This is a genomic window from Bifidobacterium sp. LH_230 (assembly GCF_056357555.1).
The window spans coordinates 156,867-171,364 of record NZ_JBKEWJ010000002.1; the positions used below are offsets into that span (position 1 = coordinate 156,867).

A 14,498-nucleotide genomic window follows, 5' to 3' on the forward strand; every position below is an offset into this window, starting at 1 on the left:
ATCAGCGGCTGTGATCGCGCATCCATTCGAAGCACATGCGCGTCTGTTCGGCATCGGCCAGCGCACGGTGCTCCTCCACGTCGGCGATGTCGAACCGCTGGATCAGGTCGAGCAGACGATGATGCCGCTCGTCGGGGAACATCGTGCGGCTCATGTCCAACGTGTCGATCACGCGGTTCGGTACTTGGCGGTGCAGCAGCCGTTGCGCGGCGATGTCGATGAACTTGATGTCGAAACGGTTGATGTTGTGCCCGATCAGCACATTGTCGCCGCACCAGTCGAGGAACACGGGCAGCACGTCGTCCAGATCGGGGGCCGGTTCGAGCATCTCGTCGGTGATGCCGGTCAGCTGGGTGATGCGCCAGTGCAGCGGCCGCAGCGGGTTGACCAGCTGCTGGAACGTGGCGACCGGCTTGCGACCGGTCACCTTGACCGCGCCGAATTCGATGATCGTGTCGCGCTGCCAGCTGATGCCGGTCGTCTCCAGATCGAGCACCACATAGTCGTCGGGCAGCTGCTGCATGGTCATCGTTGTACCTCCGTATCCTTGAATCCGTCCGCCGCATGCCGATCGTCATTCCCCGTCATCGGCGTGCGGGCGAATCCTCATCATACAGGCATGCACCATACCGGCACACGCCGGTGGGTATGCTGGTGGGGGAACAGACGTCCCGGTCATGAAACAAGCCGTGAAACAGGTTGTATTCGTCGGCAACCGGCACGGGTGAACGCGGACGGAAGATAACGGAACACAAGGCAAGGAGCTGAGCGTCGGCATGAAGCACATCGTCGCAGGAATCCTCGCGCACGTGGACGCGGGCAAGACCACGCTGTCCGAGGCGCTGCTGTACCAGACCGGCACGATCCGCAAACTCGGCCGAGTCGACCACGGCGACGCGTTCCTCGACACCAACGCGATGGAACGCGCCCGCGGCATCACGATCTTCAGCGAGCCTGCCGTCATCGAATCCGGCGATCTTGAACTCACCCTGCTCGACACGCCCGGCCACGTCGATTTCGCGGCAGAAACCGAACGCACGCTGCGGGTGCTCGACTACGCGGTGCTCGTCGTCTCCGGCGCGGACGGCGTGCAGGGGCACACCGAAACGCTGTGGCGGCTGCTCGCGCGCTACCGGGTGCCTACGTTCCTGTTCGTCAACAAGATGGATGCGCCCGGCGCGGACCGTGCGGCGTTGCTGGCGCAGCTCAAGCACCGGTTCGGCGACGGCGTGACCGATTTCGAGGACGATGCCGCGACTCCGGAGACGAGCGAGGACGTCGCGATGCAGGACGAGGCAGCGACGGATGCGCTGCTGTCGGACGGCGCGATACCGCTCGACGACATCCGGCGCATGATCGCCGAACGCAAGCTGTTCCCCTGCTTTTGGGGATCGGCGCTCAAAATGGACGGCATCGACACGTTTCTGACCGGATTCGAACGATACGTGCGCGAGCCGGACTACGATGCGGCGGCCGACACGTTCGGCGCGCGCGTGTACAAGATCTCGCACGACGCGCAGGACAACCGGCTGACCTGGCTCAAGGTGACGGGCGGCGAGCTGCGCGCGAAGATGATGCTTGCGGAAGGCCCGGATGACGGCGAGGCGGCGGAGGACGCGGCGCGTGCCGGGCGTGACGGGTCGGATGACGGCGGCTGGAGCGAGAAGATCGATCAGGTGCGCGTGTACTCCGGCGCGAAGTTCACGACCGTCGAATCGGCACCGGCCGGCGCGATCTGCGCGGTGACCGGCCTGACGCGCACGTTCCCGGGGGAGGGGCTGGGCCGTGAACGGGATGCGGCCAGTCCGAGTCTGCAACCGGTGCTTACGTATACATTGCTGCCCGGTGACAACGATGTCCATAAGTGTCTGCTGGCGTTGCAGCAGTTGGACGACGAGGACCCGCTGCTGCATGTGGTGTGGGTGCCGCGTCTGCAGGAGATCCACGTGCAGCTCATGGGCGCGGTGCAGTTGGAGATCGTGCGGCAGATCATGCACGACCGGTTCTCGCTGGACGTCGAATTCGGTCCGGGCGGCATCCTGTACCGCGAGACGATCACGCACGCGGTCGAGGGCGTCGGTCATTTCGAACCGCTGCGCCACTATGCCGAGGCGCATATCCTGCTCGAACCGACCGAACCCGGGTCCGGCCTGAGCTTTGCCAGCACGGTGAGCGTCGACGTGCTGGCGCGTAACTGGCAGCGGCTGATCCTGACCCATCTGGCCGAGAAGGAGCATCTGGGCGTGCTCACCGGCTCGCCGATCACCGACATGAGGCTCACGCTGGTCGCCGGGCGCGCCCACGAGAAGCATACGGAGGGCGGCGACTTCCGCCAGGCCACGTACCGGGCTGTGCGGCAGGGCCTGATGATGGCACGAGCCGAAGGCGACGTATCCGGGTATGGTTCCGATGCCGAGGATGCGTCCGCAGATGGTGCCGGTTCCGCCGTCGCGACTCGCGGTGACAACGTTGGCGCGACCGGTGACCGGGATGCCGATGCGAACGATGGCGACGACCGCCCGGTCGAACAGGGCTGGTGCCGGTTGCTCGAACCATGGTATCGGTTCCGGCTGGAAGTGCCGCAGGATATGGTCGGCCGGGCAATGGCCGACATCCAGCGCATGGCCGGCACATTCGACCCGGCCGACATCGACGGCGACTACGCGACGCTGACCGGCGACTGCCCGGTATCCGAAATGCGCGACTACGCGATGGACGTGAACGCCTACACGCACGGACTGGGCCATCTGTCGTGCACGTTCGGCGGCTACCGGCCATGCCACAACGCCGACGAGGTGATCCGCGAAGCCGCCTACGATCCTGAATCCGACCTTGACAACACCCCCGACTCGGTGTTCTGCGCCCACGGTGCCGGCTACCCGGTCAAATGGTACAAGGTCCCCGATTTCATGCACCTCGCCTACGCCACCGCCACGGCGTGATCTTGGTGCTGGCAGCCGAGGCATCCTATCCCCAATATCACGCAGATAATCTTGTCCGCGTGATGTTTTGGCTAGTGTCAGGCCCCTATATCCAAAACATCACGCCAACAAGCTTCCTTGCGTGATATTTCGGCTAGGACCGGGCTTCGCCTAGCAAGGACGTCACGTGAATGTGCTTGTTTGCGTGATATTTCGGCTAGGACCGGGCTTCGCCTAGCAAGGACATCACGCGGATGTGCTTCTTTGCGTGATGTTCTGGCTAGTAACGGGACTTTCCTAGCGGAAACATCACGCAGATGGGATGTGCGATGGGTGGCGATGGATGATGGCCGCTACCGCTGGAGCGTCTTGAGCATGGCCAGCGCCTCGGATGCGCTGACGGACGGCACATAGGCGCGCATGACCGCCAATCCCAGCTGTGGCAGGGCGGCGGGATCGGGATAGCACACGTACACCGGCTCCTCGCTCGGCTGGAACTTGCGCTTGAAATTGAACAGCGAATGGAACCCGTACGCCGGTTCCATCCAGTCAGCGACGATCTGCAGCGCGTGCTGCAGCATCGCCGTGCCCGTATCCGTACGCCCCGATTCGTCCGTGTTGTCGCGGTCAGGATTCATGCCGGCCAACGGCGCGGCCGACAGACTCATGAACTCGGCCGCCGATTCCGGATCGGCCTGCCCCTCGTCGCGCAGCCGTTCGGCCATGCGGGCGATCAGGAATTCCATGATGCCGTTCGGCGAATCGGTGCGGTGGCGCATGAAGTCCAGCGTCCATCCGGCGACGCGCCCGTCGCGCCACGTCGGCAGCCAACTGGTGACGCCCAGCACCAGACCGTCCGCATCGACCGCGTACAGTATCCGCACGCGCGGATCGCGCAGCTCCTCGACGCCGCCCAGCGTGAACTTCATCTCGGGCAGCGCCTTCTCGCCGGCCCACTGCTCGGAGATCTCCTCGATCTGCTCGTGCACGTCCGCGCCGGCATCATCGAACGTCGTGAGCACATCCACGATGCCGTCGCGCTTCGCCTTGTTGATCGCCGTACGGATATCCTGCCATTTCTTGCCGGTCGTCTTCCACGTGCGCGGATCGACGACCATCTCGCCGCCCACCTCCAGCGAATACCAGCCGGAATCCACCAACGCGTCACGCTGCTCGCGATGCACCGCATAGAACGCCGGCGACCAGGAATGCGCCGCGCAGAACCGGGCGAACTCACGCAGATCGGTCAGCCATTCGCCGCGCTCGCCGAACGGGCCGGTGCAGGTCAGGGCGATGCCGTTGATCACCCGGTAGGCCACCGCGGAACGGCCGGTGGGGGAGAACCAGTACCGGTTGCCCTCCCACGTGGTCATGAAACTCATCGATTCGCCGCCATGCTCGACCAGACCGTTCGCCGTCCACCGCGCCTGCTCGTCGCGCACCAGCATGTCGCGCAGCCAGCGGACGCATACGACCAGCACCACCGTCCAGAAGACGAAGCCGACGCCCTGATATACGACGGACGACAGGACCGTCACCGGCATGAACCGCAGACGGGTATGGCTCAGGAAGCCGATCGGTACGAACCGACCCGGCAGCTCGACCAGCAGGTCGGCCGGCGTGGCGGCGGGCTTGAAATCACGCGGATGGGACAATCCGAACCCCAGATAGACGGCCGTGCATGCCAGCAGCGTGGCCATGATCGCGGCCAGTCCGCGCCACACGTGACGCATATCGGTGCGGATCGGAAAATGCCGCAGCGACATGAGCAGCGCGACCGCGAATCCGGCCGGCAGCAGCGTGTTCACCACGCATGCCGTGACCGCCCCATGCCTGGCCAGCGAGACCAATCCATCCGGCGCGAACGCCAGCGGCATGACCAGATAGTAAATGACGGCGAGTGCGCTCGCGCACAGGTCGCAGATGGCCGTCACCCATGCGGCGAGACGACGCCCGCGATACAGTCCCCATGCCATGAGCGCCATCACTGCGGTCGGCAGCAGCGACCGCAGGATCGCGCCCGGCATCGAGGAGCGCAGCAGGTCGAATTGGAAGAAGCATCCGTGACGTGCGGTGCCGGCCAGGCATGCGGCCAGTCGTGCGGTGTCCGGGTCGACTGGGCTGAGCATGAGGCCGAGCGAACTCAGCGGGCCGGCGTGGACGGGCGAGGTGATCGCGAGGATCGGGCCGAGCGCGAGCACCAGCGCGAATGCAGCGAACATGCGGCGCGCCTCGAATGATGTGCTCAACTGCCAGTGCATCGGATCGACGTGCGCGGCGGCGGTAGCGTTGCGCTTCGCCAAGAATGAGCCGATCAGATGACCGGTGAGCGCGGCCGCCAGCATGCAATAGTTGCCGGGGTTACCGCTGAACAGCAGTGCGGCGATGATCGACGCGTAGCCGATCAGCCGCATGCGACGCCTCCACAATGGCCGGCTGAACGCGCTCGCCGCCATCAGCATGCCTACGCCAAGCGTCAATGGGCTGAGGACGAACCGGAGTCGGTCAATGACGGCGGTGCCTTGCATGAGCGCGGCGAATCCGGCGCACAGCGACAGTCCGACCGCCGTGCCGGCCAGTGTGGATGCCGCGCCGATCAGCAGCATGCGGATGCGTCCCAGCAGCGGTTCCGACAGCGAGAGCATCACCAGCAGCAGTACGACGTCGATCAGCAGCTGCAGGATGCCTCGCGACAGCAGCAGCGTCGCCAGCAGTTTCGGCAGGCTGAACTCGCCCATCGATGTGGCCAGTTCGGTCAGTGGCAGTCCGTGGCCGAGCATGGCGGCGACGATCCAGACGACCACGTTGCAGACCGCGAACGTGGTGACGAACCAGACCGAGAACAGGTGGGCCATGATCCACGTGCGTACGTCGCCGGACAACGCGCGCAGGGCGGGGGAGTGCTGCTCGCGGGGATGGTCGCGGCGTTCGGCGTGGCCGTTGGCGGACGTGCCGGTCGGTGCGCCGGACGGCGATGGTTGTGTCGTGGGCGTCGACGGCTGCCGTGCGGGCTGCGCCGTCGAGCCGATGGTCGTCGGGATGTTCATCGAATCACCTTCAGTTTCGTGTAGTCTGACCATGTCTTGTCCGTTGTTCCCAGTCCGATGCGGGCGCACCACCACGGCAGTGCCGCCTGAAGCGTCGCGTTCACCGCATGCCAGTCGTGCCCGGTGCCGGGTACTTCCAGCGTGATCGTGTCCATGCCGGCCTTGCGGGCCGCCTTGCCGATCGTGCGCACGTTGGAGACGGATGCGGTGTCGTTCTCGCCGGCCGCCAACACCGCGGCCTGATCGGACGGCGCGTGCGCGGCGATCGCGTTCACCGGCACCTGCTCCTCGTACTTCGCGCGATCACCGCCGAAATACGCGGCGACCATGTGATCCACGCTGCCGTCGGTGGGCGCGATCTCGCCGTCCACCGCGATCATCGTGCCGAACAGCTCCGGGTGGCGCGGCGCCAGCTGCGTCGAACAGGTTCCGCCCTGCGAGAACCCGCTGATCGCCCAATCCGTGGCCTTTGTGGACACCGGCAGGTGGTCGCGAATCCAGGACGGCACGTCGCGCGTCAGATACGTCTCCGCCTTGCCGCGTTTTGTCGTATCGGCGCACAGGCTGTTGATCGCGTCCGCGCCGTTCTGGTCGGGCGAGACGACGATCGGGGCGAGTCCATCGTGTGTGGCGGCGTAGTCGTCGAGCAGCGTGGTGATGCCGCTGGCCGACATCGCACGTCCCGGGCTGCCCGGCTGGCCGGCGAGCAGGATCAGCACCGGCAGACGCGGCGGCGTCTTGCTCAACGCCGCCGGCGGGAGCCAGATCATCGCGTCGCGTGCCGGGAATCCGGATTGCGTATTGTCGATATGCTGCGAGTACGTTTTGCCGTGTTTCGGCATGGACGGCAGATCGCCGTCCGCCGCCAGTTTGCGCCACTGCGTCACGCTGATCGAACCGTCCTTCAGACCAGCCGAATCGACCGACTGGTACAGCGAATAGTTGAACAGCGCGCCGATCGTCTGATATTCGCCGTATATCGCGTCGATACGCAAGCCGGTGCCCACCAGCAGCACCGGCACCATGAGCACCGCAAGCACACGGCGCAGTCTGTGCGCGCACACCGCCGCGGCGAGTGCGAATCCTACGGCGGCGAAACCGGCAGCGGCCGTGAGGATCACCGGCCATCCCAACGAAACGCCGAACACCATGATCCCGTCCGAGATCAGCCAAGCCACCAGCAGTCCCAACGCGCCGCCGCCGATCGCGGCCACCGCCTGACCGAACAGCAGTCTGCGGTCATCGCGCAACGCTTGCCATACGATCAGCAATACCAGTCCGGCCGCGCCCAAGGCATACGCCACCGCGGGCACCGGGCCGGACACCAGTTCCATCGACATCAACGAGCGCACCCAAGACGTCGATTCCTCCATGTTTCAGCCTCCCATATACGGTCCAACCGCGATAGTGTAGGCGCTTAATCTGCTAACGCGAATCCATCGCGGGAATGATCTTGGCTCATCATGCCGGCCGATATGAGTGCCGTCCCGCACAACCGGGCGAAAAACGGAGCAATCGTGAACGTTGCGTGGGCGATGCCCGCTTTGTCAGCAACGGCGAGGACAATAGGTGCGATATGCCGTCTGCGGTGGCACGGTGATGAGACGCCCGTGGCCGCGCCGGCTGACCGCGAAGCAAGCAGACAGTGAAACTACTCGTGAAGTGCAGGTTTATGACCAACGACAACAAACACGCTGTGAACGACGATGAGATCGAGGAACTGTGGATCGCCCGCAAAGGGGAGCGCCGCAATACTACAGGCGCGTCTGCCGGCACGCTCGACGCCGATGACGCGAACGGCCTGAGCGAGGATGCCGTGGACGGCGAGGACGGACCGGACGACGCGTCCGACGAATCCGACGACCAGGCGGAACGCAACGAACGCCGATGGTTCAAATTCCGCAGCCGCCCGTTCCCGGGCGGGCTGTACGCCGTGTTCTTCATCCTGTTCGACCTCGCCGCCGTCGCCATCCTGCAATGGGGCGTGTCGCTCAAAAGCACGCGCGTGAAACTGTCCAGCCCCACCGTCGGCTGGGGATTCGTCACCAAGATGTGGACCGACCACAACTTCGTGCTCGTGCTCAACCTGATCCTGTGGGGCGTCATCTATCTCGCCCTGCTCATGCTCATCAACCGGTTCTGGATAGCCACGCCGCTCTTCCTCGCAGCGGCCATCGTCGTCGCCGTCATCGAGCATTTCAAGGTGCAGATCCGCTACGAGGCCGTGCTGCCGTCCGACCTCAACTTCCTCAAGGCCGACAAAAGCAACCTGCTGAGCTTCATGCCGCCGGGAGCGCACTGGACCATCATCGGAGCCGTCGCGATCTTCATCGGCATCGTGCTCATCTGCTACCTGCTGTACCGCATGGACGGCCGCAACGGACGACTCATCCGCTTCGACAACCTCGGTCTGGCCATCTGCGTCCGGCTGCTGCTCATCCTCGTCCCCGGCCTGTTCTTCACGCTGTACACGATGCAGGTAAGCACCGTCGGCTCGTGGGCGAAGTCGTTCGCCACCGTGATGGGCGACAAACCGAGCATGTGGGATTCCGTCTACGATGCGCAGCGCAACGGCCCGCTCGTCTCGTTCACGCGCCAGCTCAACCCGCGCATCATGGAAAAGCCAGCGAACTACAGCGAGGAGACGATGAAGGCGCTCGCCGAAAAGTACGCGGGCGAGGCCGAGACGATCAACGAGAACCGGTCCGAGAACATGACCGATTCGACCGTGATCTACGTGCTGAGCGAATCGTTCTCCGACCCGTCGCGCGTGCCCGGACTCAAGGTCAACAAGGATTCCATCCCGAACATCCGCAAGATCAAGAGCGGCACCACGTCCGGTCTCATGTTCTCGTCCGGATACGGCGGCGGCACCGCGAACCTCGAGTACATGGGCCTGAGCGGACTGAGCATGGCGAACTTCGATTCGTCGCTGTCCAGCCCGTACCAGCAGCTCGTGCCGAGCGAGCATTGGACGCCGACGATCAACCAGATGTGGGGCGCGGCCGAGTTCTCCGAAGCGTTCCACCCGTACGAGTCGTCCATGTACTCGCGCCAGACGAACTACGTCAAGTTCGGCTTCTCGCACTTCTACACGCTGACCGGCGACGGCGAAGGCAACGACATCATCAAGTACCAGGACAAGATCGACGATTCGCCGTACGTGTCCGACGAGGCGACGTACAAGAGCGCGCTCGAGGAGATCTCGGGAACGGACAAGAACCAGTTCATCCAGATCATCACGATGCAGAACCACATGCCGTACAACGACTGGTACAAGGACAACGACTTCACGGCCGAATCGACCGATCCGTCGCAGCCGCTCGAGAAGGACGAGACGAAGTCGATCGAGACGTACCAGAAGGGCGCGAGCTTGACCGACGAGGCGACCTCCGCGTTTCTCGAAGAGTTGGACAAGCTCGACAAGCCGATCACGGTCGTGTTCTACGGCGACCATCTGCCCGGCATCTACGAGACGGCCAGCGCGGATACGAACAATTCGCTCGCGCTGCATCTGACCGACTATTTCATCTGGTCGAACAAGGCGAGCGGATCGCAGGGCACCGACATCGACAACGACGCCTACTCGTCGCCGAACTTCTTCGTGGCACAGGCGGCCGAGCACATGGACGCGAAGGTGTCGCCGTACCTCGCGTTCCTGACCGAGATGCATGCGAAGATCTCCGCGATGGAGCCTCCGGTGGTCAATTCGATCCAGGGATGGGACCGTATTCCGGAAGGCCAGAACATCTACCTTGATGCGGACGGCAAGCCGATGGCCGAAGCCGATTTCGACGAGGAGACCAAGCAGCTGCTGGAGGACTACAGGCTGATCCAGTACGACATCACGGCCGGGAAGAACTATCTCAAGGATTCCGGCTTCATGGACCTGCCGTAGGCCGGGGCAGGGCTGGTTGTTGGGACGGAATCGCGCTGCGCGCGATGCTGTGCTGTTGGCGGCGCGTTTCGCGCCGCGACACTCCCTCAGTCAGCCTACGGCTGACAGCGTCCTGCAATTGCGAACGGCCTGCGGCCGCGCCTGTTGGCTCGCTGTCGCTCGCACCTCGCCTACAAACACCGCCGGTGTTTGCTTCACTGCTCGGCCCTCAGCCGAGGGGGCCGAGAGACGTGTTGTGGCTGGCGTCTCTGCAGTCATGGAATCGATATGAAACTGGCGGAGCCTTGGCTCCCTCGGCTGAGGGAGCTGTCACGCGAAGCGTGACTGTGGGAGCGTCGCGGCACGGTAGTGCCGCTGATAAACAGCATCGCGCGCAACGCGATTCCGTTACCGGAATGAAGAACGGTGGATATGGGAAAGGCTCCCCTCGGGGAGCCTTTCCCATATCCAGCCGGCTTCCGTAAACCCGGCTGAACGCGTGATGATGCGTGCGGTAGCAAAGCGCGGAGCACGAAGGCGTACGAAGTACGTCGAGTGCTCCGCCGCGCTGTCGCACGGCCTTCGCCGCAAGCGGCTCACTTCGCCTACGGGCAGTCCACTGGACTGCCCGTTTCACGGCTCAGCGAAGCTAACGCTCCATCATCACGCGTTCAGCGCTTTGGAGCCGATGTCGTGGCGATAGAACATGCCGTGCGTGTCGAGCGCGTCGATGATGGCGTAGACCTTGTCCTGCGCGGCCTTGATGGATTCGGCGGAGGTCTCGACGAACAGGACGCGGCCGGAGTTGGCGACGAGACCGTGCTTGTCGTCGGAGGCGACGCCCGCATAATACACGTGGGAGTCGGCATCCACGTCGATCTGCGGAATCGGAGCGCCCTTGATGACGTTGGTCGGGTAGCCCTTGGAGGCGAGCACGACGCCGAGCGTCGCGCCGTCGGTCTTCCATTCGAACGTCGGGGTTTCGCCGTTGAGGATCGCGTTGATGCCGGCGCCGAGGTCGGAGGTCAGGCGCGGCAGCACGACCTCGGTTTCCGGGTCGCCGAAGCGGGCGTTGAACTCGATGACCTTCGGACCGTCCGCGGTGGCGATCAGGCCCGCGTACAGGATGCCGGTGAACGGCGTGCCTTCGGCGGCCATCGCGTCCACGGTGGGCTTGACGATCGTCTCGATCGCCGTGTCGATCACGGACTGCGGAATCTGCGGTACCGGGCTGTAGGCGCCCATGCCGCCCGTGTTCGGGCCTTCGTCGTTGTCGTAGGCGCGCTTGTGGTCCTGCGAGATCGGCATCGGCCAGAACTCGGTGCCGTTCACGAAGCTCATGAGCGAGAACTCCTGGCCTTCGAGATAGTCCTCGATGACGACCTTGGCGCCCGCGTTGCCGAAACGATGGTCGATGAAGATGTCGTCGAGCGCCTTGATCGCGGTGTCCTCGTCCATCGCGACGGTCACGCCCTTGCCGGCGGCCAGACCGTCGGCCTTGATGACGATCGGCGCGCCGTGCTCGCGCACGTAGGCGACGGCCGGCTCAAGCTCGTGGAACGTCTCGTACTTGGCGGTGGGGATGCCGTGGCGGACCATGAGCTGCTTGGCGAAGTCCTTGGAGCCTTCGATCTGCGCGGCGGCCTTGGACGGGCCGAACGCCTTGATGCCGGCGGCGGCGAACGCGTCCACGATGCCTTCGATGAGCGGGACCTCGGGGCCGACGAACACCCAGTCGTAGCCGTTATCCTTCACGAAGTCGATGAGCGCGGCGTGGTTGGAGGAGCCGAGCGAGACGACGCGGATGCCGTCGAGCGCCATGCCCGGGTTGCCCGGGGCGACGGTGACCTCGTCGACGCTGCCGCCGCGCAGCAGGGCGTGCGCGATCGCATGCTCACGGGCGCCGGAGCCGATGACCAGAACCTTCTGTCCCATTGTTGATAAGTCCTTTCGTATCTGACAAGTAAGTGGCTCTCCTGATCAGGAGAGCCACTGCTACAAGGAAGAGTTACTTGAGTGCGATCTGCGTGCCGTCGGCGTCCGGCGTGATCTTGCCGATCACGTAGCCGGCCTCGCCGTTGGACTTGAGCAGTTCGAGCGTCTCGTCGGCGCGTTCGGCCGGGACGGCCAGCACCATGCCGATGCCCATGTTGAAGATGTTGTACATCTCCATGTGGTCGATTTCGCCGGCCTTCTCGAGCACGTCGAAGATCGGCAGCACCGGCCACGAGCCGAGGTTGATCTCGGCCGCGAGGCCTTCGGGGATCATGCGCGGCACGTTCTCGATGAAGCCGCCGCCGGTGATGTGCGCGACGCCCTTGACCACGCCCGCCTTGAACAGGGGAGCGAGGGCCTTCACGTAGATCTTGGTCGGGGTGAGCAGCATGTCGCCGAGCTTCGCGCCACCGAGCTCGTCCAGCTCGGTGTCGACGGTGTAGCCGGCCTGCTCGAACAGGGCCTTACGCACGAGGGAGAAGCCGTTGGAGTGCACGCCGGTGGACGGCAGACCGATAAGCACGTCGCCGTCGGTGATGGTCGAGCCGTCGACGATGGCGGACTTCTCGGCAACGCCGACGGCGAAGCCGGCCAGATCGTACTCGTCCTCGTCGTACATGCCCGGCATTTCGGCGGTCTCGCCGCCGATCAGGCCCGCGCCGGCCTGCACGCAGCCGTCCGCGACGCCCGCGACGACCTGTTCGAGCAGCGCCGGATCGTTCTTGCCGCACGCGATGTAGTCGAGGAAGAACAGCGGCTCGGCGCCCTGCGCGGCGATGTCGTTGACGCACATGGCCACGCAGTCGATGCCGATGGTGTTGTGCTTGTTCGCCAGCTTGGCGACGACGAGCTTGGTGCCCACGCCGTCGGTGCCGGAGATCAGCACCGGCTCCTTGTAGCCGAGGGAGGCGAGGTCGAACAGACCGCCGAAGCCGCCGATGCCGCCGACCACACCCGGACGGTTGGTGCGGGCGACGTGCGACTTGATGCGCTTGACGACTTCGTAGCCGGCTTCGACGCTCACTCCGGCGTTCTCATAGGCTTTGGGCATGACGAACCTTTCTATACTTCTTTTCTTGTGGAAATCTGGATGGCTGACAGATAAACGGAGTTACTTGGTCGGATCGACGGTGGCGTACTCATTGCCCTCGTACTTGCTCTTGTAGAGCGCGAACTCGGGCAGCCGCACGCGGTCCTCGGGGGTGAGCGACTTGAGGAAATCGTCCTCGTAGTCGTCCAGCGCGGTCGGATAGTCGCCGTTGAAGTACGCGACGCACAGGCCGCCGTACGGGGCGTCCGCGCCCAGTCCGATCGACTCGACCAGACCGTCGAGCGAAAGGAACGCGAGCGAGTCGGCGCCGATGTAGTCGCGGATCTCCTCGACGGATTTCTTCGCGGCGATCAGCTCCTTCGTCGTCGAGATGTCGATGCCGTAGAAGCACGGGTACTTGAGCGGCGGCGAGCTGATGCGCATGTGCACTTCGGCCGCGCCGGCCTCCTTCAGGAGCTGCACGATGCGCTTGGAGGTGGTGCCGCGCACGATCGAATCGTCGATCACGATGACGCGCTTGCCCTTGACCACGCCGCGCACGGCGGACAGCTTCATGCGCACGCCCTGCTCGCGCAGTTCCTGCGTCGGCTGGATGAACGTGCGGGCGACGTACTGGTTCTTGATCAGCCCCATCTCGTTCGGCAGGTGCGCGGCCTCCGCGTAGCCGGACGCGGCCGACAGCGACGAGTTCGGCACGCCGATGACCATGTCGGCCTCGACCGGCGACTCGGCGGCCAGACGCGCGCCCATGCGCTTGCGGGCGGAGTGCACGTTCACGCCGTAGATGTCGGAGTCGGGGCGGGCGAAGTAGATGAACTCCATCGAGCAGATCGCCAGCTGCGTCTTGTTGGTGTACTGGACGATCTTGTAACCGTGGTCGGAGACGACGATGATCTCGCCGGGGCGGATGTTGCGCACGAGCTCCGCACCGACCACGTCGAGCGCGCAGGTCTCGGAGGCGAGCACGTACGCGCCGTTCTTCATGCGGCCGAGCGAGAGCGGGCGGAAACCGTTCGGGTCGAGCGCGCCGATCATCGCGTCCTCGGTCATGAGCAGGTACGCGAAGCCGCCGTGCACCGTGTTGAGCGCCTCCTTGAGCTTGTCCATGAAGGTCGGCTTGGTGGAGCGGCGGATCAGGTGCATGAGCACTTCGGTGTCGGAGTTCGAGTGGAAGATCGCGCCTTCGTCCTCGAGACCGCGGCGCAGCGACGGGCAGTTGGTAAGGTTGCCGTTGTGGCACAGGGCCATGTCGCCGTCGTGGAAGCGGAAGATGAACGGCTGGATGTTGTCGGTGGTGCCGGAGCCGGCGGTGGCGTAGCGCACGTGGCCGATGGCCTTGTCGCCCTTGAGGCGGGCGATCTCGCGCTCGTCGCCGAAGACCTGGGTCAGGAGGCCCAGTCCGCGGTGGCCGATGAGGTGGCCGTTGTCGTTTGAGACGATGCCGGCGCCCTCTTGGCCGCGGTGCTGGAGTGCGTGGAGTCCGAAATAGGTGAGACGGGCGGCGTCGGGATGGCCCCACACGCCGAAAATGCCGCATTCTTCGTGGATATCTTCGAGTTCAGCCGACAAGCCAAGCTCCTTCCGAACCATAGGAGACAGGGGATTTC

General features: G+C 64.6%; 8 protein-coding genes. 2 read left to right on the forward strand and 6 right to left on the reverse strand.

From position 1 onward, the window contains the following. Window position 1 precedes the first annotated feature (1 nt). A complete protein-coding gene (locus tag AC1A0G_RS01695; RefSeq protein WP_476527015.1) occupies window positions 2–529 on the reverse strand; it encodes a 3'-5' exonuclease in 528 nt (175 codons plus the stop codon). A 247-nt stretch (window positions 530–776) separates the two neighbouring features. Between AC1A0G_RS01695 and AC1A0G_RS01700 the strand changes: the two genes are divergently transcribed. Further along, window positions 777–2,942 carry a GTP-binding protein gene (locus tag AC1A0G_RS01700; protein ID WP_476527016.1) on the forward strand — a complete coding sequence of 722 codons (2,166 nt, stop codon included), beginning with the start codon at window positions 777–779 and terminating at the stop codon, window positions 2,940–2,942. A 332-nt stretch (window positions 2,943–3,274) separates the two neighbouring features. On the opposite strand, the gene AC1A0G_RS01705 is transcribed toward AC1A0G_RS01700, so the two are convergent. Next, the gene (locus AC1A0G_RS01705; RefSeq protein WP_476527125.1) at window positions 3,275–5,776 is read right to left on the reverse strand and encodes a bifunctional lysylphosphatidylglycerol flippase/synthetase MprF; all 2,502 of its coding nucleotides are present in this window, start codon (window positions 5,774–5,776) and stop codon (window positions 3,275–3,277) included. A 188-nt stretch (window positions 5,777–5,964) separates the two neighbouring features. After that, complete coding sequence (locus tag AC1A0G_RS01710) at window positions 5,965–7,341, reverse strand: alpha/beta hydrolase (protein WP_476527017.1); 1,377 nt, start codon at window positions 7,339–7,341, stop codon at window positions 5,965–5,967. Window positions 7,342–7,640: 299 nt separating this feature from the next. On the opposite strand from AC1A0G_RS01710, the gene AC1A0G_RS01715 reads away from it, so the two are divergent. Continuing rightward, entirely contained in the window at window positions 7,641–9,866 is a 2,226-nt protein-coding gene (locus AC1A0G_RS01715) for an LTA synthase family protein (protein ID WP_476527018.1), read from the forward strand. 642 nt (window positions 9,867–10,508) lie between these two features. Here AC1A0G_RS01715 and purD read toward each other — a convergent pair. The 3 genes from purD to purF all read right to left on the reverse strand — a co-directional run bounded on the left by purD (window position 10,509) and on the right by purF (window position 14,460). After that, window positions 10,509–11,780 (reverse strand): phosphoribosylamine--glycine ligase, encoded by a 1,272-nt coding sequence (purD, locus tag AC1A0G_RS01720; protein WP_476527020.1) that lies wholly within the window; start codon window positions 11,778–11,780, stop codon window positions 10,509–10,511. Between the two features lie 73 nt (window positions 11,781–11,853). Beyond that, a complete protein-coding gene (purM, locus tag AC1A0G_RS01725) occupies window positions 11,854–12,891 on the reverse strand; it encodes a phosphoribosylformylglycinamidine cyclo-ligase (RefSeq protein WP_476527021.1) in 1,038 nt (345 codons plus the stop codon). A gap of 60 nt (window positions 12,892–12,951) precedes the next feature. Continuing rightward, on the reverse strand, window positions 12,952–14,460 hold the full coding sequence (gene purF, locus AC1A0G_RS01730) for an amidophosphoribosyltransferase (protein ID WP_476527023.1): 1,509 nt from the start codon (window positions 14,458–14,460) through the stop codon (window positions 12,952–12,954). Between the last annotated feature and the right edge of the window lie 38 nt (window positions 14,461–14,498).